We start from the raw sequence: 24,510 nt of genomic DNA on the forward strand, positions 1-24,510 counted from the left end.
CGGTCCCGTTGACGGGACTACGCAGGCCGGCCGGACGGAACGACTGGATCATCAAGCGCGACAACGACGACCGACGGTCAGGGGCATCCGGGTGGCCCGACGCGGCGCGGAACGGCCGGAGGGACCGGACGAGCGCGCGGGCGGGCCCGCCGGGACTCAGCCGGGACGGGCACTCACCCCGGGGGACCGGTCACCCGGGGCGGACGGCGCGGGAGGCGGCCCGCCGTCGGCTCCCGCCGGAAGGGCCGGGACGGCGTGGTGCCCGGGCGGCGCCGGGGCGCGGCCGTGCGTGGCGGCCGGGACGGCGGCTCCCCGCCGCACGACGAGCCGGGCGACGGGCACCCTCGGCCGCCGCAGCGGGGAGGCGGCCTCCGGCCCGGGGACGGGTGGACGACCAAACGTCGGGCGACGCACTGGACAGCGACCTCCCTCGTCGGACACGTCGACACATCGTAAAGATCTGCTTACCCGATTGCAGCTCGTGGATGCCTCGTGACGGATTGCCGACTGGGTGCTGACGGCTGACGCGCCGTGCGTTAGAGAGCCCGCCCGTGGTGCCGTACGCACCGGGGCGGCAACGGAACAAGCCCCCCGGTAAAGGAGGGCTTGTGTCCGTTCGTCGTCGGGGACGACCGGCCGGTCAGGTCATGTCGTCGTAGCGGCGCTCGATCGGCGCCGGCGCGGCGACCGGCTCGGGGGCCGTGATCGGCGCGCTGGCGTCCACCCGCTGCCCGGCCTCCACCGGCTCGGGGTCGAACTCCAGCGGCGACACCTCGTCGTCGCCGACGCCCGCGTAGACCTCCTTGCCGCGTCCCCTGCGCTTGTCGTTGAGGAACGCCACCCCGACCGCGACGAAGTAGAGCAGCGACAGGCAGAGCGCCAGCAGGGTCATGCCGAACGGCCCGGGGTCGGGTGTGGCGATGGCCGCGAACGCGAAGCAGATGAAGACCACGGCCCGCCACCAGCTGAGCAGCCGGCGGGCGCTCACCACCCCGGTGAAGTTGAGCATCAGCAGGGTGAGGGGGAACTCGAACGCGACCCCGAAGAGCAGGATCATGTTGGTGACGAACGAGATGTAGCGGGTCACCTCGAGCTGCGAGTCGGTGCCGGTGACGCCGGCCTCCAGCAGGAAGGCCAGGCCCTTGTCCACCACGAAGAAGGCCAGCACCGCGCCAGCGGCGAACAGGGGCGCCGCGATCGCCACGAAGACGTACGCCCACTTGCGCTCGTGCCGGTGCAGGCCCGGCGCGATGAACGCCCAGAGCTGGTAGAGCCAGACCGGCGCTCCGATGATCAACCCGATCCAGAGCGCCAGCTTCAGCTTGAGGACGAAGCCGTCGGTCGGTGCGAGCTGCAGGAAGTTCTGGCACTCACCGTCGACGATCATGCCGGGAAGCCGGCAGTACGGCTGCTTGAGCAGGTCGAACGCCGGCTGGGCGAGCAGGAAGCCGATGATCAGGCCGAACGCGATAGCCAGTGAGGCGCGGAACAGCCGGTTGCGCAGCTCGCGGATGTGCTCGATGAGCGTCATCGAGCCGTCGGCGGCCCGTTCGAAGTTGCTCGGGCCGCGCTTCTTGAGGGCGAAGGCCACGGGTCTCGGGCCCTTCGGTCAGTTGTCGCGGACGCGCTGCACCGGGTCGTTGACCGGGGGTGCGTACGGCTGCTGCTGCGGGGCGACGTGCGGCTGCTGCCCGGCGGGCGGCGGCGCGTACGGCTGACCCTGGACGGTCTGCGGGGGAAGCGGCTGGTAGCCGGACTGCGCGTCGGCCTTCTCGGCGAGGTCGCGGTCGTCGTCGTGCAGGCTCTTGGTCTCAGCCTTGATGATCCGCAGCGAACGGCCCAGCGAACGGGCCGCGTCAGGGAGCCGCTTCGCGCCGAAGAGCAGGATCAGCACGACCACGAGTACGGCGATGTGCCACGGCTTGAGGGCACCCATGGGAAGCTCCAGTCGCTCTGTGTCGTCGTGAGGGGTGTACCGCAGCCCATCGTACGTCCGTCGACGGCCGCTGCCACCCGCCGGGTGGTGGTGATTCGTCCCGGCCGGTGAAGTCTTGACCAACGCGGGACGTCCCGTCAACCATCTGCCGCAGGATCGTTCCTGCGTGAACCGGAGCGGTTCGCGCAGGAACCGGGCACCGATCGATCAGCCGCCGCGTTTCGCCTTGATCACGGCCAGCCGCCGCTGGGTGGTGTCGAGCTGCTCCTGGAGAGCCTCCGCCCGCGCCTGGAGGGTCTCGGCGGTCTCCCGCAGCGCCTCCGCCTCGGTCGCCCGGCGTTGCAGGGCAACGGCCGCGCGACGCAGCCGGGGCAGCCGCGCCAGCACCGGCCGCAGGGCCAGGACAAACACGACGAGCGCGAACAGCACCACCGCGAGCACGATCCACTTCACCACGGCGGCCAGCCTACTGCGTGCCCGCGGTGACCGCCGGGTCGGCCGGGGAGACCGCCCGCGCCGGGTCCGACCCGCCGACGGGCGCGGGTGACGCGGCCGGCACCGGCGACGCGTACGCGTCGAGGGCGGCGACCGCCGCGGCACGCACCTGCTCGGCCAGCTCGACCGGGGCGACCACCGCCACGTCCGGGCCCAGGCCCAGCACGAACCGGCGGGCCCAGCCCAGGTCGGTGACCCGCAGCGACACCAGCCACTGGTCGCCGCCGCCGGCCTCGACCCGCTCGCACGGGTAGTACTCGGTCAGCCACCGCTCGCCCCGACCGATCCGCAGGGTGATCAGCGGCAGGTCCGGCGACGGGCGGAACACGCCCTCGGTGAGGTCGTGCGGGCGGGCCTGCGGCGGCACGACCGCCCGCTCCTCCAACTCGGCGACGGCGTCGATGCGGTCGGCCCGGAACAGCCGCACCGCCTCCGCCCGGCGGCACCACGCCTCCACGTAGGCCCGCCCGCCGACCATCAGCATCCGCAGCGGGTCGACGACGCGGTCGGTGGTCTCGTCCCGCGCGGCCGTGTAGTAGGTGATGCGCAGCGCCCGGCCGCTCTCGACGGCCGTCCGCAGCTCCGCCACCCGCCGGGTGTCGGCGGGCAGCCGGACCTCGACCGGCGCCGCCACCAGGTCGCCGGCAGCATTCTCGATCTTCGCGAGGGCCCGCTCGACGGCCTCCCGGTTGGTCACCCCGGGCGTCTCGGCGAGCATCCGCAGCGCCACCACCAACGCGAGGGCCTCGTCCGGGGTGAGCCGCAGCGGCCGGTCGATGCCGGCGTCGTAGGTGATCGTCACCCGGTCGCCGTCGAAGGCCATGTCGATCAGGTCACCGGGGCCGTAACCGGGCAACCCGCACACCCACAGCAGCTCCAGGTCCTCGCGCAGCTGCCGCTCGGTGACGCCCAGGTCCCCGGCCGCCTCGGCGAGCTCGATGCCGGGCCGGGCCAGCAGGTAGGGCACCAGGTTCAGCAGCCGGGCCAGCCGGTCGGCCGACGCGCGGGAGCCGCCCCGGGCGGCCGGCCGGGTCACCGGACACCCCCGGCGACCGCGAGGTCGTCGTGCCGGGCGGCGATCTCCTTGAGCCGTTGGATCACCGCGTCGCGCACCTCCGGCGGATCGAGCACCCGCACGTCCGGGCCGTAGCCGACGAGCTGGCCCGCGAGGACGTCCGCGTCGGCGTAGGGCAGGACGAGCCGGTCGCCCTCCGGGCAGGCGGTGACGTCGACGGCCCAACGGCGCAGCCCGGCGGCCCGTCCGGCGGCGACCAGCACGGTGGCCCGCCCGGTGCGCTCCGCCGGCCCCGACCAGCGGGCCACGTGGCTGATCAGGTCGACCCCGGCCGGCGGCTCGTAACCTCCGGGAGCGCCGGTCGCCCGGACCGTGCCGACCACCCGGGACAGCCGGAAGCAGCGGGTCGCCTCGCGGTCGAGGTCGTGCCCGACCACGTACCAGCGGCCCCGCCAGCAGACCACGCCCCACGGCTGGAGGCGGCGGCGGGTCGAGTCGTCGCGGTCGGGCACCCGGTAGTCGAAGCTGACCTCGCGCCGGTCCCGGGCCGCGGCGGTGAGCGGCGCGAACGCCGGGTCCACCGTGACCATCGGCTCCAGGCCCAGCGTGGCCTGCGGGTCCACGTCGACGCCGGCGGCGCGCAGCTTCGCCAGCCCGGAGGAGGCGGCGGCGGCCAGGCCCGCGTGCTGCCACAGCCGGGCGGCGATGCCGACCGCGGCGGCCTCGTCCGGTTCGAGGGGGATGTCGGGCAGCGCGTACTCCCGGTGGGCGATCCGGTAGCCGGGCTCCGCGTCGAAGACGCTCGCCGTCCCGGTCTCCAGCGGCACGCCCAGCTCGCGCAGCTCGGCCTTGTCCCGCTCGAACTTGCGCTGGAAGGCCTCGTGGTCACGCGCGTCGTCCGGATCGTGCTCGTAGCCGGGCACGGTCGCGGCGATCTGCGCGGCGGTCAGGAACCGCCGCGTGGACAGCAGGCAGATAACCAGGTTGACCAGGCGTTCGGTGCGGGTCCGCGACACGCGGTAGACGCTAGCAGCCCACCCGCCGCGCCCGTGCACCCACGCGGGCAGGACGTGCCCGGCGTCGCGCCCGGCCGGTTCCCCGGTCGCCGGGCGGCCGGCCACCGACGACCCTACAGTGACGTGGTGGCCCAGCCGGAGGTCAGGACCGAGAGCGTCGCCACCGTCGTGGTGGCAGGGGCCGCCAACCTCGCCATCGCGGTGGCCAAGCTCATCGCCGGGGTGATCTCCGGGTCGGCGGCGATGCTCTCCGAGGCCGTGCACTCCGTCGCCGACACCACCACCGAGGTGCTGCTGTACCTCGCGTTGCGCCGCGGGGCGCGGCCCGCCGACGCCCGGCACCCGTTCGGGTACGGCAAGGAGAGCTACGTCTGGGCGTTCCTCGCGGCGCTGTTCACGTTCGTCGCCGGCGCCGGATTCGCGATCACCCACGGCGTCACCACCATCCTGGTGCACAAGCACAGCGGCGAGTACCTGGTCACCTACATGGTGCTGGCGGTGTCGTTCGCCATCGAGTCGGTCTCGCTGGCCCGCGCCGTGCACCAGGTCCGCGCCGAGTCCCGGCGCTGGCGCACCACGCCGCGCCGGTTCCTGCACCTGACCTCCGACACCCCCCTGAAGGCGGTGTTCCTGGAGGACAGCGCCGCCCTGATCGGGCTGCTGCTGGCCGCCGCCGGGGTGGCCCTGTCCCAGCTCACCGGCGACGAGTTCTGGGACGGCGCCGCCTCCGTCCTGATCGGCGTGCTGTTGCTCGTGGTGGCCGCCGTCCTGGCGCACAGCAACATCTCGCTGCTGGTCGGCCGATCGGTACCGGAACGACTGCGCGGCGAGATCACCGAGGAACTGACCGGCCTGCCCGCCGTGCGGCGCATCGACACGCTGCTGACGATGCAGCTCGGCCCGAGCGACGTCCTGGTCGCCGCGAAGGTGGACTTCGACGACGACGCGAGCGGCGCGACCATCGAGGACGCCGCCGACCAGGCCGAGCGGCGGCTCACCGCCCGCCACCCACAGATCCGGTACGTCTTCCTCGACCCCACCCGCACCGGCGACGCCCCGGAACCCGACGGCCCCGGCGGCTGACCGCCGACCGGCCGAACCGCCCCGGGCGCGCCCGCTGCGGGCGGCGACGCTAGCGTGCCGGGCATGGTGCGATGGCGGTCGGGAACGGTGACGGCGCTGCGGCGGCAGTGGACCGGGGCGGTGGAACTGGACGTCGAGCTGCCCGACGGCGGCACCGTACGCGCCCTGGCCTACCCCGCGCTCGTCGGGCGGCCCGAGCCCGGCGACCGGGTGCTGCTCAACGCCGGCGCGCTGCTGATGGGCCTCGGCACCGGCGGATACGCCCTGGTCGTGGCGCTGCCCGACCGGCTGCCCCCGGACCCGCCGCAGGCCCTCGACAGCCGCGACGCCGGCCACCTCGTCAAGGCCCGCTACACCCCGCTGCAACCGATCCTGCTCGGTGTGGACGAGGAGGCGTCCCCGCACCGGGAGGTCATGGAGGCCGCCGACGACCTGGCCGGCCTGCCCGTCGTCACCGCCGACCTGCACTCCGCGCTGCCGGCCGTCCTGGCCGGCATCCACGCCGACGCCCCCGCCGCCCGGGTCGCGTACCTGCTGACCGACGGTGGGGCGCTGCCGGCCTGGTTCTCCCGCACCCTCGCCGCGCTGGGCGACCACCTCGTCGGCACGGTCACCGTCGGCCAGGCGTTCGGCGGGGACCTGGAGGCGAGCACCGTGCACAGCGGGTTGCTGGCCGCCCGGCACGTGCTGCGCGCCGACGTGGCGATCGTCGCCCAGGGACCGGGCAACCTGGGCACCGGCACCCGGTGGGGCTTCTCCGGGGTGGCCGTCGGGGAAGCCGTCAACGCCGTCGCCACGCTGGGCGGGCGCCCGATCGGGTCGCTGCGGATCTCCGACGCCGACCCCCGGCCCCGCCACCGGGGCGTGTCGCACCACAGCCTCACCGCGTACGGCCGGGTGGCCCTAGCCCCCGCCGAGCTGGTCGTGCCCGACGGCCTGGCCCCGGCGCTGGCCGGCGAGGTCGATGCGGCGCTGGCGCCCCTCACGGCGCGGCACACCGTCGTCCGGGTCCCGACCGACGGGCTGGACGCCGCGCTGCGGGACACCCCGGTGACGCTGTCCACCATGGGTCGCGGCCTCGACGCCGACCACGCCTACTTCCTGGCCGCCGCCGCGGCCGGCCGGCACGCCGCGCGCCTGCTGTCCTGACCCGCGGCCACCACCGGGCCCTGGCGCCTGCGGGTGCGACGGATGCCCGCCCCCGAGGGGCAGGTGCCGGGACCCGGTGGTGGTCGGTCAGCTCGCCCCGTAGCCGTACCGCACGATGCGCTCGGCGGCCATCTCGTACACGGCCGGGTCCTCCGGGGCCAGCGTGCCCAGCCCGTCCACGTACCGGTTGAACATGCAGAACGCCGCCGCGATCAGGACCGTGTCGTGGATCTCCAGATCCGTCGCGCCGGCGCCCCGGGCGACCTTGACCAGGTCCGCCGTCACCTCCCGGCCACTGCGCTGCACGGCACCGGCGATGTCCAGCAACGCCCGCAGCTTCTCGCTGACCTCGGCGGCCGCCGGATCGGCACGGACCTGCTCCACCAGCCGCATGCCCGAGGGCAGCTGCGCCGCCGCGAAGGCCGAGTGCGAGGCACAGCAGAAATTGCACTCGTTGAGCCCCGACACGTACGCCGCGATCAGCTCCCGCTCCCCCGCCGTCAGCGTGGGGTGCGGAGCGCGCAGCAGCGCCTCCGCCAGCTCGCCGAGCGGCTTGGCCGTTTCGGGACGGAACCGCAGCGGGCCGTTGATGCCCGGATGCTCCCGCTCGTCGAGGCCGAGGTCGATGTGTGCCATACGGTCACCCTCCCTGCCGCGACCACGCAGCGCGCGTGGCCCGTCACCGACAATGCCGAACGGGCACGACGGTTCCAGCTCAGCCGGGACGGCACAACTTCCAGAATGCGGCGTCGCCCCGGCCGGGGTGCCGCGTCGGCCCCGGCCCGTGGTGCCCGTCCGCGCTGCCGGCCGGGTCAGACCAGGAAGATGAGGGCGAGCCAGGCGCCCACGATCAGCACCAGCGCGAGCGCCAGCACCCAGGTGGGCACCGTGTACTCGCCGCGCCGGTTGCGCTCGATCTCGGCGCGGATCTTCTCGCGGCGGCGCTCGGCCCAGTTCTGTCGCTGGTGGCCGCGCTCGGGGGGTTCGGAAGTCGTCATGGCGCGGTCAGCCTACCGGCCCGGCCGGCCCGGACGGTGATCGCCACCGCACCGGGCCGGCCCGCCGCCGTCACATGCTGGCGATCAGCCGTTCCACCCGCTCGTCGTACGCCCGGAACGGGTCCTTGCAGAGCACCGTGCGCTGAGCCTGGTCGTTGAGCTTGAGGTGCACCCAGTCGACGGTGAAGTCGCGCCGCTTCTCCTGGGCGTGCCGGATGAACTCCCCGCGCAGCCGGGCCCGGGTCGTCTGCGGCGGGGTCTCCTTGGCCTCGAAGATCTCCGGATCGGTCGCCACCCGGTCCACCTCGCCGCGCCGCTCCAGCAGCCCGTAGAGGCCCCGGCCCCGGCGCAGGTCGTGGTAGGCCAGGTCCATCTGGGCCACCCGCGGGTGCGACAGCGGCAGGTCGTGCTTGCGCTGGTAGCGCTCGATCAACCGCAGCTTGGTCACCCAGTCGATCTCCCGGGACACCGGTTCCAGGTCGCCGGTCTCCACCGCGCTCAGCACCCGGCCCCACAGCTCCACCACCCGCTTCGCGGTCTGGTCGCCGCCGCGCCGCTCCACGAACTCGGTCGCCTTGGCCAGGTATTCCTGCTGGATCTCCAGCGCGCTGACCTCCTTGCCGGAGGAGAGCCGCACCTTCCGACGCCCGGTGATGTCGTGCGACACCTCGCGGATGGCCCGGATCGGGTTCTCCAGCGTGAGGTCACGCATCACCACCCCGGCCTCGATCATCCGCAGCACGATGTCGGCGGTGCCGACCTTCAGCAGCGTGGTGACCTCGTTCATGTTGGAGTCGCCGACGATGACGTGCAGCCGGCGGTAGCGCTCCGCGTCCGCGTGCGGCTCGTCGCGGGTGTTGATGATCGGCCGGCTCCGGGTCGTCGCCGACGAGACGCCCTCCCAGATGTGCTCGGCCCGCTGCGAGAGGCAGTAGACCGCCCCACGCGGCGTCTGCAGCACCTTGCCCGCCCCGCAGATCAACTGCCGGGTGACCAGGAACGGAATCAGCACGTCGGCCAGCCGGCCGAACTCCCCGTGCCGCGACACCAGGTAGTTCTCGTGGCAGCCGTACGAGTTGCCGGCCGAGTCGGTGTTGTTCTTGAACAGGTAGATCTCGCCCGCGATGCCCTCGTCGTGCAGCCGCTTCTCCGCGTCGACGAGCAGACCCTCCAGGATCCGCTCGCCGGCCCGGTCGTGCGCGACCAGGTCCACCACCGAGTCGCACTCCGGGGTGGCGTACTCCGGGTGCGAGCCGACGTCCAGGTAGAGCCGGGCGCCGTTGCGCAGGAAAACGTTGCTCGAACGGCCCCACGACACCACCCGGCGGAAGAGGTACCGGGCGACCTCGTCAGGGGACAGCCGCCGCTGCCCGCGGTAGGTGCAGGTGACGCCGTACTCGGTCTCGAGGCCGAAGATTCGCCGCTCCATGATGAGACATTAGCCGCCCGAGGCCCCAGATGGGCAGCGCACACCGTGCCGGTCTCACACGGGATCGGTGACGGTCGACCCCGGGCACAGCAGCGCCGGTCCCGGCGAGCGCGCGGCGGCCACGGCCGCTCGACCGTACGCCGGCCGGCCGGGTGCGGTGCGACGCCGACGCCGCCCTTCGGCGCTGGGCGTCCCGGTTGGACGTTCCGCGCCACGCATCCGCGACGGGCGGGCGGGTCCCGTACGGCGGCCTCCGGAAGGCCCCTGAGACGCCCGAGAACGGCGGGCGACCTTGTGACGGCCGGGAGTAGCGGGCGGCGGGCGCGGTGGGGTTGCACGACGGCGCGCGGGCCGCACTCGACCCGCGCGCCACACCGGGCCCCGGGCTGGGCGGTCGGGCGTGTCCACGCCGACCGCCCGCCTGGGACGCGCCCGCTACACCTCGGGGGTGTCCCGGCCCTCCAGGTCCGCTGAGCCGGCCGACGTGGTGGGCTTCTTCGCCTCCTCGGTCGGCGAGGTCGGCGTCTCCGGGCGGGCCGACACCGGCTCCTCGGCCTTGTCGCCGTCGAGCAGCGCGGTCAACGCGGCCCCGGTGATCCGGCGGAACGTCCGCCCCACCCGGCGGCGGTCCAGGACCGCCACCTCCAACTGGTTGGCGGCGATGGTCCGGGCGGCGCCGCCCTCTCCCCCGACGCTGCTCAGGGCCTGCACCGCGACCTTGACCGCCTCGCCCAGCGACATGTCCGGACGGTGGTGGGACTTCAGCACGCCGGTGATGGCCTCGGCCTGCCCGCCCATCGCCATCCGGCCCGGTTCGTCGTTGACGGATCCGTCGTAGGTGAGCCGGTAGAGCTCGTCGTCCTCGGCGGTGGTGCCGACCTCGGCCACGCAGATCTCCACCTCGAACGGCTTCGACTGCTCGGTGAAGATGGCACCCAGGGTCTGCGCGAAGGCGTTCGCCAGGGCCCGGCCGGTGACGTCACGCCGGTCGTAGCTGAGGCCGTTCAGGTCGGCCATCCGCACGCCGGCGCGGCGCAGATTCTCGAACTCGTTGTAGCGGCCGACGGCGGCGAAGCCGATCCGGTCGTAGATCTCACTGACCTTGTGCAGGGCGCTGGAGAGGTTCTCGGCGACGAAGAGCACCCCGCCCTCGTAGCTCAGGACCACCGCGCTGCGGCCCCGGGCGATGCCCTTGCGGGCCAGCTCGGAGCGGTCGCGCATGATCTGCTCGGGCGAGGCGTAGAACTGCATGGCCACGGCGGCGGTTCTCCTTAGGGCGCTGTGCTGACGGCTGCTGACTGGTACGGGCGGGAGCGGATCAACCGCCCGGGTTCTCCATCCGGCCGGAGACCACGCTCTCGGCGATCGCCGACATCTCCTCGTCGGTGAGCCGGTGGGTGCCCTCCGCCGTCGCCGTCATCACCACCGGGTAGATCCGCCGGATCAGGTCCGGGCCGCCGGTCGCGGTGTCGTCGTCGGCCGCGTCGTAGAGTGCCTCGACCGCGAGCCGGACCGCCTCGTCGATGGAGAGCCCCGGCTGGAAGCGCTTCTTCAGCGCCGACCGGGCGAAGAGCGAGCCGGAGCCGATCGCGTCGTAGCCGGTCTCCTCGTAGGGGCCGCCGGTGACGTCGAAGCTGAAGATGCGGCCGGCCCGCGCCGGGTCCTTCGCGGCCAGGTCGTAGCCGGCGAAGAGCGGGATCACCGCGAGGCCCTGCATCGCGGCGCCCAGGTTGCCACGGATCATGGAGGCGAGCCGGTTGGCCTTGCCGTCGAGCGAGAGCATCGCGCCCTCGATCTTCTCGTAGTGCTCCAGCTCCACCTGGAACAGTCGCATCAGCTCGATGCCGATCCCCGCCGTGCCGGCGATGCCGACCAGGGAGTACGCGTCGGCCGGGTGGACCTTCTCGATGTCGCGCTGGGCGATCAGGTTGCCCATGGTGGCCCGCCGGTCGCCGGCCATCACGACACCGCCGGCGGCCGAGATGGCCACGATGGTGGTCGCGTGCGGCGCCATGTCGGCGGCCATACCCGGCGGCAGCGGCCGGCGGCCGGGCAACATCTCGGGGGCCACCTTGCTCAGGAACGAGGTGAAGGAGGACGTCCCCGCGTTGGTGAACACATCTGGTAGACGCCCGGATGGATCAAAACCCGCTGCCACGTGGTTCCTCTCAGATATGTGATCGCCCCGGCCAGCCGCGACCGATCGTCACGGAACTGGCCAAGGCCACCGTTGCAGTTGAAGCACAATATCCCGCGCACCCACCCGGTGCGATGATCGTGGTCGACATGTTGGGGATCCGGTGTGCCACAGATCGCGCACACCCCGCCCTGCTCGGCCAAGAGCTCCTGGAACTCCTTCTCACCGATGCCGTAGCGCCGCCGCAGGTGGTACTCGCGCGTGCCGCCGTACAGGCGCTGAACGGTCTCCCTGCCACGCGCGTTGTGGCAGGGCTTGCAGTAGCTGTGCCGACCGCTGCTCTTGGTGGTGCGTGGGAACTCGTCAACCGGCTTGACCTGGTCGCAGTCCGGGCACCACTTGAGCCCTTCGCCGACCGGGGTGGCCGACCGCTTCTGCGGCCCGATGCCACGCCTGCGGCGGCTCGCCGTCGAGCGAGCCGCCGCACATGACTTGCAGTAGTAGGCGAGCCCGTCCGCCCGTCGCCGGTTGCGGTGGAACTCGGCGGCGGGCAGTAATCGGTCACACTGGGGGCATACTTTGCCCGACGCTTGAGGCGAATCGGGCATATAGTATCACTCCCCCCCTTTCTGGACATATCCGCGCACGAACTCCTCGGCGTTCTCCTCGAGGACGGAGTCGATCTCGTCGAGCAGGTCGTCGACGTCCTCGGTGATCTCGGCGTGCCGCTCGGCGACCTCCGGGTTCGCCTCCGTGGTGACGTCCTCGATCTCCTCGCCCTGACGCGACTTGCCCGACTGCGACTGCCCGCCGCTGTCACGAGTGGCCATTGCTGCCTCCTCCACGATCGCCCTGCGATCAACTTACCTCGCGGAGGCGACGAAAAGCCCGCCGCGCGCCGCGTTCGGCACCCGACGGGCAATCGTCGCCCCGGTCAGCCGCCGGTGAGGGTCTCCAGCAGATCCTTGGCGCTCGCACAGCGGTCGAAGAGCGCCCCCACGTGCTTGCGGGTGCCGCGCTCCGGCTCCATCATCGGCACCCGCACCAGCGACTCCCGGCCGACGTCGAAGATGACCGAGTCCCAGCTGGCCGCGACGACCTCGGAGGCGTACTGGGCCAGGCAGCGGCCGCGGAAGTAGGCCCGGGTGTCCTCCGGCGGTTCGGTCATCGCCGTACGCGTCTGCTCGTCGTCGAGCAGCGTCTTCATCGCGCCCCGGGAGACCAGCCGGTGGTAGAGGCCCTTCTCCGGGCGGACATCGGAGTACTGGAGGTCGACCAGTTGCAGCTTGTGCGAGCCCCAGCCGAGCTGCTCGCGCTCCCGGTAGCCCTCCAGCAGCCGCAGCTTGGCCACCCAGTCCAGCTCGTCGGCGCAGAGCATGACGTCACGGCCCAGCCTGTCCAGCACGCGCTCCCAGCGGGCGAGCACGTCGAGGGTCTGCTCGTCGGCGTCGGTGCCGTAGCGGTCGTCCACGAAGGACCGGACCCGCTCGTAGTAGGCCCACTGAAGGTCCAGGGCCGTCAGCCGCCGCCCGTCGCGCAGCCGCATCCGGTGCGTCAGGGACGGGTCGTGGCTGACCGCGCGCAGCTCGCTGACCGGGTCGGCGATGCCGAGGTCGGGGCCGAGCGCCTTCTCCTCGATCATCGTGAGGATCAGCGCCGTGGTGCCGACCTTGAGGTAGGTGGAGATCTCCGACAGGTTCGCGTCGCCGATGATGACGTGCAGCCGGCGGTACTTGTCCGCGTCGGCGTGCGGCTCGTCGCGGGTGTTGATGATCGGCCGCTTGAGGGTGGTCTCCAGGCCGACCTCGACCTCGAAGAAGTCCGCACGCTGGGAGATCTGGAAGCCGCTCTGGCCGCCGTCCTGGCCGATGCCGACCCGGCCGGCGCCGCAGACGATCTGCCGGGTCACGAAGAACGGCGTCAGGTACGCGACGATGTCGGCGAACGGCGTCTGCCGGCGCATCAGGTAGTTCTCGTGCGAGCCGTAGCTGGCGCCCTTGTTGTCGGTGTTGTTCTTGTAGAGGTGGATCGGCTGGGTGCCGGGGATGGTGGCGGCGCGGCGGGCCGCCTCGGCCATCACCCGCTCCCCCGCCTTGTCCCAGCGCACCACGTCCAGCGGGTTGGTCACCTCTGGTGTGGAGTATTCCGGGTGGGCGTGGTCGACGTAGAGCCGTGCGCCGTTGGTGAGTATCACGTTGGCCAGCCCGAGGTCCTCGTCGGCGAGCGCCTCGGCCGGGTCGTACGCGGCACCGGAGTAGGTGAAGCCGCGCGCGTCCCGCAGCGGCGACTCCTCCTCGTAGTCCCAGCGGGCGCGGCCGCCCCGGTTGAGTTCCGGGCGCGCCCCGTAGGCGTTGACCACCTGGGAGGAGGTGACCATGGGGTTGGCCCCGGCCTGGCCGGGAACGGAGATGCCGTACTCGACCTCGGTGCCCATGATCCGTCTTACGCTCATCGACCTACCCGCTTCGCTCGCCCGACCCGGTCCCCCGTCACGTCGAGCGTAGTCGGCCGCGCGGCGGATGGGGGCGCGGCGGACCGGGGCGGCGGGGGCCGAGAGGCGGGCACGGACGGGACGGGGCCCGTGACGCGTCGCGCCACGGGCCCCGTGCGGGTGTCCGTCAGAGGTACTGGCCGGTGTTGCTGGCGGTCTCGATGGACCGGCCGGCCTCCGCGCCCTTGCCGCCGGAGACGAGCGTGCGGATGTAGACGATCCGCTCGCCCTTCTTGCCGGAGATCCGGGCCCAGTCGTCGGGGTTGGTGGTGTTGGGCAGGTCCTCGTTCTCCCGGAACTCGTCGACGCAGGCGTCGAGGAGGTGCTGCAGGCGCAGGCCCTTGCGTCCGGAGGTGAGGAACTCCTTGATGGCCATCTTCTTGCCCCGGTCGACGATGTTCTGGATCATCGCGCCGGAGTTGAAGTCCTTGAAGTAGAGGACTTCCTTGTCGCCGTTGGCGTAGGTGACCTCGAGGAAGCGGTTCTCCTCGGTCTCCGAGTACATCCGCAGCACGACCGCGTCGATCATCGCCGCGACGGTGGCCTGGGGGTCGCCGCCGTGCTCGGCCAGGTCGTCCGGGTGCAGCGGCAGCCCGGAGAGGATGTACTTGGAGAAGATGTCCTTGGCCGCCTCGGCGTCCGGCCGCTCGATCTTGATCTTGACGTCGAGTCGGCCCGGCCGGAGGATCGCCGGGTCGATCATGTCCTCCCGGTTGGAGGCGCCGATGACGATGACGTTCTCCAGCCCCTCCACGCCGTCGATCTCGCTGAGCAGCTGCGGGACGATTGTGTTCTCCACGTCGGAGGAGACGCCGGAGCCACGGGTCCGGAAGATCGAGTCCATCTCGTCGAAGAACACGATCACCGGGGTGCCCTCGCCGGCCTTCTCGCGGGCCCGCTGGAAGATCAGCCGGATGTGCCGCTCGGTCTCGCCGACGTACTTGTTGAGCAGCTCCGGGCCCTTGATGTTGAGGAAGAAGCTGGTGTGCTTCTCCTTGCCCTCCCGCTCGGCGATCTTCTTCGCGAGCGAGTTGGCCACCGCCTTGGCGATCAGCGTCTTGCCGCAGCCGGGCGGGCCGTAGAGCAGGATGCCCTTCGGCGGGCGGAGCTGGTGCTCGCGGAACAGGTCAGCGTGCAGGAAGGGCAGTTCCACCGCGTCGCGGATCTGCTCGATCTGCGAGTGGAGGCCACCGATGTCGGTGTAGTCGACGTCGGGCACCTCCTCCAGGACCAGTTCCTCGACCTCGCTCTTCGGGATCCGCTCGTACGCGTACGCCGAGCGGGGCTCGATCATGAGCGAGTCGCCGGCCCGGATCGGCGAACCGATCAGGGTGTCGGCGAGGTGCACGATGCGCTCCTCGTCGGAGTGCGAGACCACCAGGGCCCGGTCGCCCGGGCTGCCGTCGGGACCCGCGAGGATCTCCTTGAGCATCGCCACCTCGCCGACCCGCTCGAAACCGAACGCGTCGACGATGTTGAGTGCGTCGTTGAGCAGGACCTCCTGGCCGCGCCGCAGCTCGGCGACGTCCAGCGAGGGCGAGACGGCGACACGGAGCTTGCGTCCGCCGGTGAAGACGTCCACCGTGCCGTCGTCGTGCCGCGCAAGGAAGACGCCGTAACCACTCGGCGGTTGCGCGAGGCGGTCGATCTCCTCCTTGAGCGTCACGATCTGCGCGCGAGCCTCCTTGAGGGTGCTCACGAGCCGGTCGTTGTTCTCGGTCAGCCGCGCCAACTGTGCCTGGGTGGCCGCCAGCCGCTCTTCGAGCTGCCGGACGTGTCGGGGGCTTTCGGTCAACTTGCGCCGCACCAGAGCGAGTTCCTCTTGAAGGAACGCGACCTGCGTGGAGAGATCGTGGGCCTCCTTCTCCCACCGTGCGGCGCGCGAGTCCGCGTCGTCGCTGCGTGCCACGTCCCACCTCCCCGGGGGGCTTGAACGTTCTGCCCTAACACTAGCCGCTATGAGGCCGATTCGGTCCCACGCAACGCGCTCGTCACCGAACCTTGATCGCGAAGGGTGGCCCGGGGGGCCGGTACGGGCGTTCGGGTACCGTCGGGGCGTGGGACGGGAGAACATGGGGGGTGCGCCGTGGCGCAGGTCGTGACGGACGAGTTGCAGGTCTGGGTTGACCAGGATCTCTGCACGGGCGACGGGCTCTGCGTGCAGTACGCGCCCGAGGTCTTCGAGTTCGACGTCGACGGGCTGGCGTACGTCAAGGGCCCCGACGGCGAGCTGCGGATGGCGCCGGGCAGCCGGGTCGGCGTACCGGAGCACCTGCGCCTCGAGGTGATCGACTCGGCGAAGGAGTGCCCGGGCGAGTGCATCCACGTGGTGCGCGGCAGCGACGGCGTCGAGGTGGCCGGCCCGGAGGCCGAGGAGGACTGACGGCCCGGCCCTCCCGCGCCGTGGCGCGGGAGGATCGAGACGTCCGGGGACCCCGCCTGCGCGGGCCACCCGGGCGTACGGCTCAGAGCATCGGGCGGCCGACCACCGAGGCGACCAGGCGGGCGAACTCCTCCAGGCGGGCGATCTGTCCGGCGCCGCCGTCGTCGAGGGTCTTGCCGAAGCGCAGCGCGTCGTGCCGGGGCGCGCCCACCGCCTCGTCGCTGGGCGGCGCCTCGTCCAGCGAGGTGAGCAGCAGGTAGACGTCGATGCTGTCGACCCGGATCCCGCCGTCCTCGGCACGGGTGAGCCGGCGCCGGCAACCGACCTCGGTCACCGTGGAGACCGGCACCACCCGCAACGACGAGGTCATCGAGCCGGGCGGCCCGTCCTCCGGCGGCACGTCCTCGCCGTGCCAGAGGACGAGGCGGCTGCCGTCGCAGACCACGACCTCCTGCCACACCCCGTTGACCTCGTTGACGAAGCGTTCCAGGGTGAAGCCGAGCACCGAAGCGCCGCGCAGCACCCCACCGAGCGCCTCGAGCGCGACGTCGGGGTCGCGCAGGTACGCCCGGGCCGCCGATTCGAGGTCCTGGTAGGGCGACCAGTCCGGAAACACCGCCGGCAGGTCACCCCCGCCGAAGCCGGGCCGGCTCATGCCACCTCCCCGTGCCCGGCCCGCCGGCACGCGCCGACGGGCGGGATCCGTCCGTTCACTCCTCGTCGCCCCGCTGCGCCGTCACGGTCGTTCCGTGTCCTCGGCCGCCTGCTGCGCCGACGCAGCCGCCGCCTGCCTGGCGGCCTCGGCCTCGCGCAGCGCCTGGCGGCGTTCGGCGTACGCCTCGGCGCCCTTGCTGGGCTTGCGGCGCCGCGGCGGTGCGGTGACGCCGGGGGCGAGCTTACGCGCGGAGACGAGGAACGCGGTGTGCGCGATCATGCGGTGGTCCGGTCGCACGGCCAGCCCCTCGGCGTGCCAGTCGCGCACCAGCGACTCCCAGGCCCGCGGCTCGGTCCAGCCGCCGCGCTCACGCAGCGCCTCGACCAGCTCGGACAGCTGCGGGGTGGTGGCGACGTAGCCGATGAACACGCCACCGGGCACCAGCGCCCGCTCGACCATGTCGAGGGTCTCCCACGGGGTGAGCATGTCGAGGATGATCCGGTCGAAGCCGGTCTCGGCGCACCCGGCGACGTCGCCGACGTGCAGGTGCCACGCCGGGTGCGGCCCGTTGAAGAACGCCTCGACGTTGCGCCGGGCGATCTGGGCGAAGTCGTCGCGCACCTCGAACGAGTGCAGCTCGCCCCCGGTGCCGACCGCGCGCAGCAGGGAGCAGGACAGCGCGCCGGAGCCGGCGCCGGCCTCCAGGACCTTGGCGCCGGGGAAGATGTCGCCCATGGCGACGATCTGGGCGGAGTCCTTCGGGTAGATCACCTGGGCGCCGCGCGGCATCGAGAGCACGTAGTCCGACAGCAGCGGTCGCAGGGCCAGGAACGCGGTGCCGCCGCCGGTGGTGGTGACCACGCTGCCGTCGGGCAGGCCGATGAGCGCGTCGTGCTCCAGGATGCCGCGGTGGGTGTGGAACGCCTTGCCCGGCTCCAGGGTGACCGTGTGCATCCGCCCCTTGGGGTCGGTCAGCTGCACCCGGTCGCCGATCCGGAACGGGCCGCGGTGCACGGGGGGCAGCGCCGGGGTGTCGGCCGACACCGGGATGCCCGGGTCTGCCGGGGCGGCGGGGGGAGTTGCGGTCACGTGTTCATCTTCCGTTGAGGTTCGAGGAGCTGAGCCAGATCCGCGATGTGCAGAATGCCCACGACATCTTCGCCTGAGGTCACCACGTACTGCGCGCCCGGGTGGGTCTGCACGGTCTCCATCACGCGTTCCCCGTCGAGTCCCACCGGCATCGCGGGCAGGTCGGGCAGGGATCGGGCGACCGCGTCGACGGCCAGCCAGGGGCGGCGTTCCGCGGGTACGGCGTCCGCCGCCGCCGGGTCGACCAGGGCGACCGGCCGGCCGGCGGTGTCGGTGACCACGAGGGCGGCGCCCGGGGTGCTCCCGTCGGCGCGCCGGCGCTGCGCCTCGGCCAGCGGCGTGCCGGTGGGCACGGCGAGCACGGGCCGGGCCAGCCGGGCCAGGTCGATCAGCGGGAAGCGGCGGCTGATCCGGGCCATCCGGATCGACTGCCCGGCGCCGCGCCACAGGGTGAACGCGACGAGCAGCATCAGCGGCAGCGCCAGCGGCGCCAGGTTGCGGGTGAGGGTGAGCAGGGCGACCAGCGCGGCGGTGCCGACGGCGACGACGCGTCCCACCCAGCCGGCGACCTCGGTGCCGCGGTGCCGGTCGCGGGTCACCGCCCAGACCGCCGCCCGCAGCGCCCGGCCGCCGTCGAGCGGCAGGCCGGGCAACATGTTGAACAGCGCGACGATGACGTTGCTCACGGCCAGTTGGAAGGCGAGCTGGTTGGCCAGGGCGCGGTCGGGCAGGGCGAGGGTGGCGGCGACCGCGAGCACGCCGAGCACGGTGGAGACGGCCGGGCCGGCGAGCGACACCAGCAGGTCGATCCGGGGCGTCGGGGCGTCGCAGTCCATCTCGGTGTAGCCGCCGAGCAGTTCCAGGGTGATCCCGCGCACACCGATGCCGTAGCGGCGGGCGGTGAGGGCGTGGCCGAGCTCGTGCAGGAGCACCGAGCCGAGCAGGGAGACCACGAAGCCGAAGCCGATCAGGTAGCCGGCGAGCTGGGACAGGTCGAGCTGGCGGCGGGCGAACTCGGCGTACAGCACGGTCACCAGCAGGGTGAGCAGCACCATCGAGCCGTTGAGGTGCAGCGGCACCCCGAACACCCGGCCCACGGTCAGGCCGCCCCGCGCGTCGGGCCGGCGGCGCGGTCGCCTCGTCTGCTCCATCGGATCGATGCTACGCGGCGGAGATCATGCGCCGGGGTGGCGACGGGACCGGACGCTGGCGCGGCGCGGCGGTCGTGCACCGGCCGGCGACGCGATCATGCACCGGTGCGGCGACGGCGGTGGTGTCACACCGGTGCCCTAACCTTCCGGGCATGACGGCGGAACCGGTGACCACGCAGCATTCCCCGACCCCGGCCGAGGTCCCGGCGACGGTGCGGGCCTCGCTGTCGCCGTCGCGGGCGGCGGATTTCAAGACCTGCCCGTTGCTCTACCGGTTCCGCAGCATCGACCGGCTGCCCGAGCGGCCGACCGTCGAGCAGGCCCGGGGCACGCTCGTGCACGCGGTGCTGGAGCGGCTGTTCGACCTGCCGGCCGCCGGGCGCACGCCGACGGCCGCCGGCGACCTGGTGGCCCCGCAGTGGGACCGGCTCGTCACCGAGCAGCCGGAGCTGGCGGCGCTGTTCGCCGACGGCGACCCGGCGGCGACCGAGTTCCTCCGCTCCGCCGCGGGGCTGCTGGAGGGCTACTTCGCGGTGGAGGACCCGCGCCGGCTGGAGCCGGCCGAGCGGGAGAGCCTGATCTCGGCGGTGGTCGACGAGGAACTGCTGATCCGGGGCTACGTCGACCGGCTCGACGTGGCGCCCGACGGGGCGTTGCGGGTGGTCGACTACAAGACCGGCGGCGCGCCGCGCGAGGCGTTCGAGGCCCGGGCGTTGTTCCAGCTCAAGTTCTACGCGCTGGTGCTCTGGCGCACCCGGGGCGTGGTCCCCCGGGTGCTGCGGCTGCTCTACCTCAAGGACTCGGAGGTCTGCGACTACGCCCCGGACGCCGACGAGCTGCTGCGCTTCGAGCGCACCGTGGTGGCGTTGTGGCGGGCGATCGAGCAGGCGACCGCGCAGCAGGATTTCCGTCCCCGCCCGAGCCGGCTCTGCGACTGGTGCAGCCACCAGGCGCTCTGCCCGACCTTCGGGGGCACCCCGCCGCCGTTCCCGACGCAGGCGGCGCCGGATCCGCTGCGCGACGCCCGGTCCCGCCCGACGCCTCCCGGCGCCGACGAGTGACCGCCTGACCGACGCACCGCCATGCGGTGAGGTCCGCCGCCACTCGGCGACGGGTTCCCGCCGCCGCAGGGCCGGCCGTCTGGCGCCCGGGCGGCGGGTGACACCCCCGGCGGCCGCCCCGACGGGGACGAGTCCCTCTCCTCCTGAGGGATGAGGCCGGGCTCACCGCCGGCGACGATCAATCGGCCGCCACGGCGGATAGCGTCGCGGGTATGACTTCGGGCCCCCGGGAGTGGCTGCGCGGGCACCCCGTCGCCGTGGACGTGCTGCTCGCCGGCGGGCTCGTCGTGGCGGAGGTGGTGCTCACCGCGTTGACCCCGCGCGAGTACTGGCCGGGGCGTCTGCTGGCGGCGCTGGGCTGGAGCGTGGTCTGCGCCGCCCCGGTGGCGTGGCGGCGGGTGGCGCCGTGGGCGGCGGTCGCGCTGGCGGTGGCGACGCTGGCGGTGCCCCTGCTGCTCGGCCCCGCGCCGACCACGCAGGGCATGACCTTCATGGTGCTCACCTACACGGCGGCTGCCGCCGGGCCACCGCGTACGGCGGTCGTGGCGGCGCTGGTGCTGTGGATGCCGGTCGCCGCCACCAGCGCCCTCGCGCCGCCGCCCGACGAGCTGCTGGCGAACGTCAGTCCCGCCTACCTGGTGCTGAACAACCTGCTGGTGGGCGTGGTGTCGTACTCGGTGGGACGCGCGGTGCACGCCCGCCGGGCCTCCACCGAGGCGCTGCGGGAGCGGGCCCGGGCCGCCGAGGAGAACCAGCGTTCGCTGGCCGAGCGGGCGGTCGCCGACGAACGCCGCCGCATCGCCCGCGAGCTGCACGACGTGGTCGCGCACCACGTCAGCGTGATGGGGGTGCTGGCCACGGGGGCCCGCCGCGTGCTGCCGAAGGATCCGGGCGCGGCTGACGGGGCGATCGCCACCATCGAGGAGACCAGCCGGGCGACGCTGCGGGAGATGCGCCGGCTGCTCGACGTGCTGCGTACCGACGCCGAGCCGGCCGCCGAGTTGGCTCCGCAGCCGGGGCTTGCCGGCATCGAGGCGCTGGTGGAGCAGGTGCGCGACGCCGGCCTGCCGGTGACCCTGCGGGTCGAGGGCACCCCGGCGACGCTGGAGGAAGGCGTGGCGTTGACCCTCTACCGGATCACCCAGGAGGCGCTGACCAACGCGCTCAAGCACGCCGGCGCGGCCACCGCCCAGGTGCTGCTGAGCTTCGACGGGGACACGGTCGACGTGGAGATCGCCGACACCGGGCGCGGCCCCGGGCCCGACGGCGACCGGATCGGGCACGGCCTCGTCGGGATGCGGGAGCGGGTCGCCCTCTACGGTGGTGTCCTGCGTACCGGGGCGCGGCCGGGCGGGGGCTTCCGGGTGTCGGCGAGGATCCCGGTGGAACCCCGGGACGCGGCGGCGTGACCGGGGATCGGGACGGGGGTAGTAAGCTGCTGACTTGCTAGTCAGCTTTAGTGCTCATTGGTTTGCTAGAGTGGCGGTGTGAATTTGAAGGAGTGGGCAGCGGCTACCGGGATCTCGTACGCGACCGCGCGTCGGCGCTACGAATCCGGCACGCTGCCCGTTCCCACGTACCGGCTCGGCCGCCTGATCATGGTTGGGGAACCGGTCACCAGCGTTGCCGCCGCTGTAGAGCAGGTTGTGGTGTACGCCCGCGTTTCGTCGGCAGACCAGAAGCCGGACCTGGACCGGCAGGTCGCCCGGGTCACCACCTGGGCAACCGGTCAGCGCCTCGCCGTGGACCGGGTGGTGACCGAGGTCGGATCCGCGCTCAATGGCCGCCGCGAGAAGTTCCTCGCGCTGCTGCGCGACCCGGCCGTGTCGACCATCGTGGTAGAGCACCGTGACCGGTTCGCCAGGTTCGGCGCCGAGTATGTCGAGGCCGCGCTGTCCGCGCAGGGCCGTCGACTGCTGGTGGTCGATCCGGCCGAGGTTGACGACGACCTCGTGGGCGACGTGACCGAGATTCTCACGTCACTGTGCGCCCGCCTGTACGGGCGGCGTGCTGCCGCGAACCGGGCCCGCCGGGGCGTCGAGGCGGTCACCGAGGACTCCGAGTGAAGACGATCCAGGCGAACCGGTTCGCCCTCGACCTCACGCCGGGACAGGAGCGCGACGTGTACGCGCACGCCGGCGCGGCCCGCGTCGCGCACAACTGGGCGTTGGCCCGGGTCAAAGCGGTCATGGACCAGCGGGCGGCAGAACGAACTTACGGCGTGCCGGACGAACTGCTGACGCCGTCGCTGTCGTGGTCGCTCGCCGCGCTGCGCAAAGCGTGGAACACAGCTAAGGCCGAGGTGGCGCCGTGGTGGACGGAAGTGTCCAAGGAGGCGTTCAATACCGGCCTGGATGCCCTGGCCCGCGGATTGAAGAACTGGGCCGACTCCCGCAGCGGGAAACGGGTAGGACGGTCGGTCCGGTTCCCGCGTTTCAAGTCCCGCCGCCGCACCACACCGTCCGTGCGGTTTACGACAGGTGCGATCCGTGTCGAGCCGGACCGGATGCACGTGGTGCTGCCGCGGCTGGGCCGGTTGAAGCTGCACGAGTCGGCCCGCAAGCTCGCCCGCCGCCTCGACAACGGCACGGCGCGAGTCATGTCGGCGACCGTGCGTCGTAACGGTGGCCGCTGGTACGTCGCGTTTACGGTCGAGGTTGAGCGCGCCGAGCGGGTACCGGCCCGGCCGGACTCCGTGGTCGGTGTGGACGTCGGCATCAAGCACCTGGCGGTGCTGTCCACCGGCGAGCTGGTCGACAACCCGCGCCACCTAGGCACCGCCCAGACCCGGCTGCGGGCTCTGGGGCGGATACTGTCTCGTAAGACCGGCCCGGACCGGCGAACCGGGCGACGCCCGTCGAAGCGCTGGGAACGCGCGGCGGCACGGCTCGGCCGCGCACATGCCCGGGTGGCGAACCTGCGCCGCGACGGCCTGCACAAGCTCACCACCCGACTCGCCCGCGAGTACGGCACCCTCGTGGTGGAAGACCTCAACGTGGCTGGCATGCTCCGCAACCGGCGGCTGGCCCGGCACATCGCCGACGCCGGGTTCGCCGAACTGCGGCGGCATCTGGCCTACAAGACCGAATGGAACGGCGGCCGTCTGCTCGTGGCCGACCGCTGGCATCCGTCCTCGAAGACCTGCTCAGGCTGTGGCGCGGCGAAAACCAAACTGGCCCTGTCCGAGCGCGAATACCACTGTCAGGCGTGCGGCCTGGTCATGGATCGGGACCGCAACGCCGCACTGAACCTGGCCGCTCTCGCGGCCGAGTTCGACACCGCCGGGAGTGGCCCGGTGACAGGACGTGGAGCCGACCAGAAGACCCGCATACGCGGGCAGGCGGCCGTGAAGCGTCAACCCGGCACGGCATCCGCCGATCAGACCGGGACCGTCCCACCGCAAGGTAGGGCTACCGGCCGTGTGCTCACTGAAGCGCACTGAAAGGTAACGGAATCAGGTGACCGACGCGACGGTGCCGGCACGGCCGGTACGCATCCTGCTCGCCGACGACCAGCCACTGCTGCGTACCGGCTTCCGGATGGTGCTGGGCACGGAGGACGACCTGGACATCGTCGCCGAGGCCGCCGACGGCCTGGAGGCGGTGGAGCTGTCCCGCCGGCTGCTGCCCGACGTGGTGCTGATGGACATCCGGATGCCGCGGATGGACGGGGTCGCCGCGACCCGGGCGATCGTCGACGCCCGGCTGCCGGTGCGGGTGCTGATCCTGACCACCTTCGACCTGGACGAGTACGTGGTGGGGGCACTGCGGGCCGGGGCGAGCGGCTTCCTGGCCAAGGACGTGCCGGCCGACGACCTGGTGGCGGCGATCCGCACGGTGGCCGCCGGGGACGCGGTGGTCGCGCCGCGCATCCTGCGGCGCCTGCTGGACCGCTTCGCCGAGGCGCTGCCCGACCCCGCGGCCGCGCCGCCCCGCACGCTGAGCGCGCTGACCGAGCGGGAGCGGGAGGTGCTCGTGCACGTGGCCCGGGGGCTGTCCAACGCCGAGATCGCCCGGGCGTTGTCGGTCAGCGAGACCACCATCAAGACCCACGTCGGGCACGTGCTGACGAAGCTGGGGCTGCGCGACCGGGTGCAGGCCGTGGTGCTGGCGTACGAGTCGGGGCTGGTCCGCCCGCGGGCGTAGCGCCTCGTCGCCGGCCGGCACGGGCCGCGTACCCGGGGATCCGCCACGGCACGCGGCGCGGTTGCCGCCGTCACCTACCGTGACCGGTGACGTCGCCGCGCGGTTGACCCTGACGCGGCGTCACTGTGCAGGATCGGTCCCGGCCGGCGGAACGCTCTCGACCGGCCGCCCACTCAGGGGCAACCCTGAGTCGGCATTGGGGGGCACCCGCAGCGCGAAATCCGCCACGGCTCCGACCGGAGTCGGAGGGATCGGGGCCGGCGAGCACAGATGATGG

At 72.8% G+C, this 24,510-nt stretch carries 25 protein-coding genes; 8 read left to right on the plus strand and 17 right to left on the minus strand.

Annotated elements, in window-relative coordinates; translation table 11 throughout:
- Window positions 1–640 precede the first annotated feature (640 nt).
- The 5 genes from tatC to ACGFNF_RS15610 form a co-directional block, all read right to left on the minus strand.
- A complete protein-coding gene (gene tatC / locus ACGFNF_RS15590) occupies window positions 641–1,591 on the minus strand; it encodes a twin-arginine translocase subunit TatC (protein ID WP_151455841.1) in 951 nt (316 codons plus the stop codon).
- 18 nt (window positions 1,592–1,609) lie between these two features.
- The gene (gene tatA, locus ACGFNF_RS15595; protein ID WP_121398247.1) at window positions 1,610–1,936 is read right to left on the minus strand and encodes a Sec-independent protein translocase subunit TatA; all 327 of its coding nucleotides are present in this window, start codon (window positions 1,934–1,936) and stop codon (window positions 1,610–1,612) included.
- Between the two features lie 207 nt (window positions 1,937–2,143).
- Window positions 2,144–2,392: a hypothetical protein gene (locus ACGFNF_RS15600; protein WP_393168444.1), complete on the minus strand. Its 249-nt coding sequence runs from the start codon at window positions 2,390–2,392 to the stop codon at window positions 2,144–2,146.
- Between the two features lie 10 nt (window positions 2,393–2,402).
- Entirely contained in the window at window positions 2,403–3,467 is a 1,065-nt protein-coding gene (locus tag ACGFNF_RS15605; protein ID WP_393168446.1) for a helix-turn-helix transcriptional regulator, read from the minus strand.
- On the minus strand, window positions 3,464–4,462 hold the full coding sequence (locus ACGFNF_RS15610; protein ID WP_151455844.1) for a YafY family protein: 999 nt from the start codon (window positions 4,460–4,462) through the stop codon (window positions 3,464–3,466). The genes ACGFNF_RS15605 and ACGFNF_RS15610 overlap by 4 nt, the downstream gene beginning before the upstream one ends.
- 126 nt (window positions 4,463–4,588) lie before the next feature.
- On the opposite strand from ACGFNF_RS15610, the gene ACGFNF_RS15615 reads away from it, so the two are divergent.
- Both ACGFNF_RS15615 and ACGFNF_RS15620 read left to right on the plus strand, forming a co-directional pair.
- Window positions 4,589–5,545, plus strand: coding sequence for a cation diffusion facilitator family transporter (locus ACGFNF_RS15615; RefSeq protein WP_393168448.1), 957 nt, complete (start codon window positions 4,589–4,591; stop codon window positions 5,543–5,545).
- A gap of 63 nt (window positions 5,546–5,608) precedes the next feature.
- Window positions 5,609–6,694, plus strand: coding sequence for a DUF3866 family protein (locus ACGFNF_RS15620; RefSeq protein WP_327028279.1), 1,086 nt, complete (start codon window positions 5,609–5,611; stop codon window positions 6,692–6,694).
- Window positions 6,695–6,781: 87 nt separating this feature from the next.
- On the opposite strand, the gene ACGFNF_RS15625 is transcribed toward ACGFNF_RS15620, so the two are convergent.
- The 9 genes from ACGFNF_RS15625 to arc form a co-directional block, all read right to left on the minus strand.
- On the minus strand, window positions 6,782–7,330 hold the full coding sequence (locus ACGFNF_RS15625; protein ID WP_132237469.1) for a carboxymuconolactone decarboxylase family protein: 549 nt from the start codon (window positions 7,328–7,330) through the stop codon (window positions 6,782–6,784).
- A gap of 176 nt (window positions 7,331–7,506) precedes the next feature.
- Window positions 7,507–7,692, minus strand: a complete 186-nt coding sequence (locus tag ACGFNF_RS15630; RefSeq protein ID WP_311412756.1) for a hypothetical protein — start codon at window positions 7,690–7,692, stop codon at window positions 7,507–7,509.
- 70 nt (window positions 7,693–7,762) lie between these two features.
- Window positions 7,763–9,121 carry a Pup--protein ligase gene (pafA, locus tag ACGFNF_RS15635; protein ID WP_151455849.1) on the minus strand — a complete coding sequence of 453 codons (1,359 nt, stop codon included), beginning with the start codon at window positions 9,119–9,121 and terminating at the stop codon, window positions 7,763–7,765.
- Between the two features lie 435 nt (window positions 9,122–9,556).
- Window positions 9,557–10,378 carry a proteasome subunit alpha gene (gene prcA / locus ACGFNF_RS15640; RefSeq protein WP_393168451.1) on the minus strand — a complete coding sequence of 274 codons (822 nt, stop codon included), beginning with the start codon at window positions 10,376–10,378 and terminating at the stop codon, window positions 9,557–9,559.
- A gap of 61 nt (window positions 10,379–10,439) precedes the next feature.
- Window positions 10,440–11,279 (minus strand): proteasome subunit beta, encoded by an 840-nt coding sequence (gene prcB, locus ACGFNF_RS15645; RefSeq protein WP_192581475.1) that lies wholly within the window; start codon window positions 11,277–11,279, stop codon window positions 10,440–10,442.
- Window positions 11,198–11,866: an endonuclease domain-containing protein gene (locus ACGFNF_RS15650; RefSeq protein WP_393168454.1), complete on the minus strand. Its 669-nt coding sequence runs from the start codon at window positions 11,864–11,866 to the stop codon at window positions 11,198–11,200. Before ACGFNF_RS15650 ends, prcB begins: the two co-directional genes overlap by 82 nt.
- Window positions 11,867–11,872: 6 nt before the next feature.
- Entirely contained in the window at window positions 11,873–12,088 is a 216-nt protein-coding gene (locus ACGFNF_RS15655) for a ubiquitin-like protein Pup (protein ID WP_088993750.1), read from the minus strand.
- Between the two features lie 104 nt (window positions 12,089–12,192).
- Complete coding sequence (gene dop / locus ACGFNF_RS15660) at window positions 12,193–13,710, minus strand: depupylase/deamidase Dop (protein ID WP_151455852.1); 1,518 nt, start codon at window positions 13,708–13,710, stop codon at window positions 12,193–12,195.
- 166 nt (window positions 13,711–13,876) lie between these two features.
- A complete protein-coding gene (gene arc, locus ACGFNF_RS15665; RefSeq protein WP_121398236.1) occupies window positions 13,877–15,658 on the minus strand; it encodes a proteasome ATPase in 1,782 nt (593 codons plus the stop codon).
- A gap of 177 nt (window positions 15,659–15,835) precedes the next feature.
- Here arc and ACGFNF_RS15670 point away from each other — a divergent pair, with 177 nt between their 5' ends.
- On the plus strand, window positions 15,836–16,132 hold the full coding sequence (locus tag ACGFNF_RS15670; protein WP_357580197.1) for a ferredoxin: 297 nt from the start codon (window positions 15,836–15,838) through the stop codon (window positions 16,130–16,132).
- A gap of 82 nt (window positions 16,133–16,214) precedes the next feature.
- On the opposite strand, the gene ACGFNF_RS15675 is transcribed toward ACGFNF_RS15670, so the two are convergent.
- From ACGFNF_RS15675 to ACGFNF_RS15685, 3 genes are all read right to left on the minus strand, one after another.
- Window positions 16,215–16,787 carry a hypothetical protein gene (locus ACGFNF_RS15675; RefSeq protein WP_132237455.1) on the minus strand — a complete coding sequence of 191 codons (573 nt, stop codon included), beginning with the start codon at window positions 16,785–16,787 and terminating at the stop codon, window positions 16,215–16,217.
- A gap of 81 nt (window positions 16,788–16,868) precedes the next feature.
- Window positions 16,869–17,876, minus strand: coding sequence for a tRNA (adenine-N1)-methyltransferase (locus ACGFNF_RS15680; protein ID WP_393168457.1), 1,008 nt, complete (start codon window positions 17,874–17,876; stop codon window positions 16,869–16,871).
- A complete protein-coding gene (locus ACGFNF_RS15685) occupies window positions 17,873–18,931 on the minus strand; it encodes a site-2 protease family protein (RefSeq protein WP_393168637.1) in 1,059 nt (352 codons plus the stop codon). The genes ACGFNF_RS15680 and ACGFNF_RS15685 overlap by 4 nt, the downstream gene beginning before the upstream one ends.
- 248 nt (window positions 18,932–19,179) lie before the next feature.
- Here ACGFNF_RS15685 and ACGFNF_RS15690 point away from each other — a divergent pair, with 248 nt between their 5' ends.
- The 5 genes from ACGFNF_RS15690 to ACGFNF_RS15710 all read left to right on the plus strand — a co-directional run bounded on the left by ACGFNF_RS15690 (window position 19,180) and on the right by ACGFNF_RS15710 (window position 24,233).
- Window positions 19,180–20,088: a RecB family exonuclease gene (locus ACGFNF_RS15690; protein WP_357580199.1), complete on the plus strand. Its 909-nt coding sequence runs from the start codon at window positions 19,180–19,182 to the stop codon at window positions 20,086–20,088.
- Window positions 20,089–20,300: 212 nt separating this feature from the next.
- Window positions 20,301–21,497, plus strand: coding sequence for a sensor histidine kinase (locus ACGFNF_RS15695; protein ID WP_393168459.1), 1,197 nt, complete (start codon window positions 20,301–20,303; stop codon window positions 21,495–21,497).
- Window positions 21,498–21,575: 78 nt separating this feature from the next.
- Window positions 21,576–22,154 (plus strand): IS607 family transposase, encoded by a 579-nt coding sequence (locus tag ACGFNF_RS15700; RefSeq protein ID WP_357580201.1) that lies wholly within the window; start codon window positions 21,576–21,578, stop codon window positions 22,152–22,154.
- Complete coding sequence (gene tnpB, locus ACGFNF_RS15705; RefSeq protein WP_357580202.1) at window positions 22,151–23,530, plus strand: IS607 family element RNA-guided endonuclease TnpB; 1,380 nt, start codon at window positions 22,151–22,153, stop codon at window positions 23,528–23,530. Before ACGFNF_RS15700 ends, tnpB begins: the two co-directional genes overlap by 4 nt.
- 16 nt (window positions 23,531–23,546) lie before the next feature.
- Entirely contained in the window at window positions 23,547–24,233 is a 687-nt protein-coding gene (locus ACGFNF_RS15710; RefSeq protein WP_393168462.1) for a response regulator, read from the plus strand.
- Window positions 24,234–24,510: the final 277 nt, after the last annotated feature.

Origin of the sequence: Micromonospora sp. NPDC048868, from assembly GCF_043198195.1 — a bacterium.
Classification (GTDB): domain Bacteria; phylum Actinomycetota; class Actinomycetes; order Mycobacteriales; family Micromonosporaceae; genus Micromonospora; species Micromonospora reichwaldensis.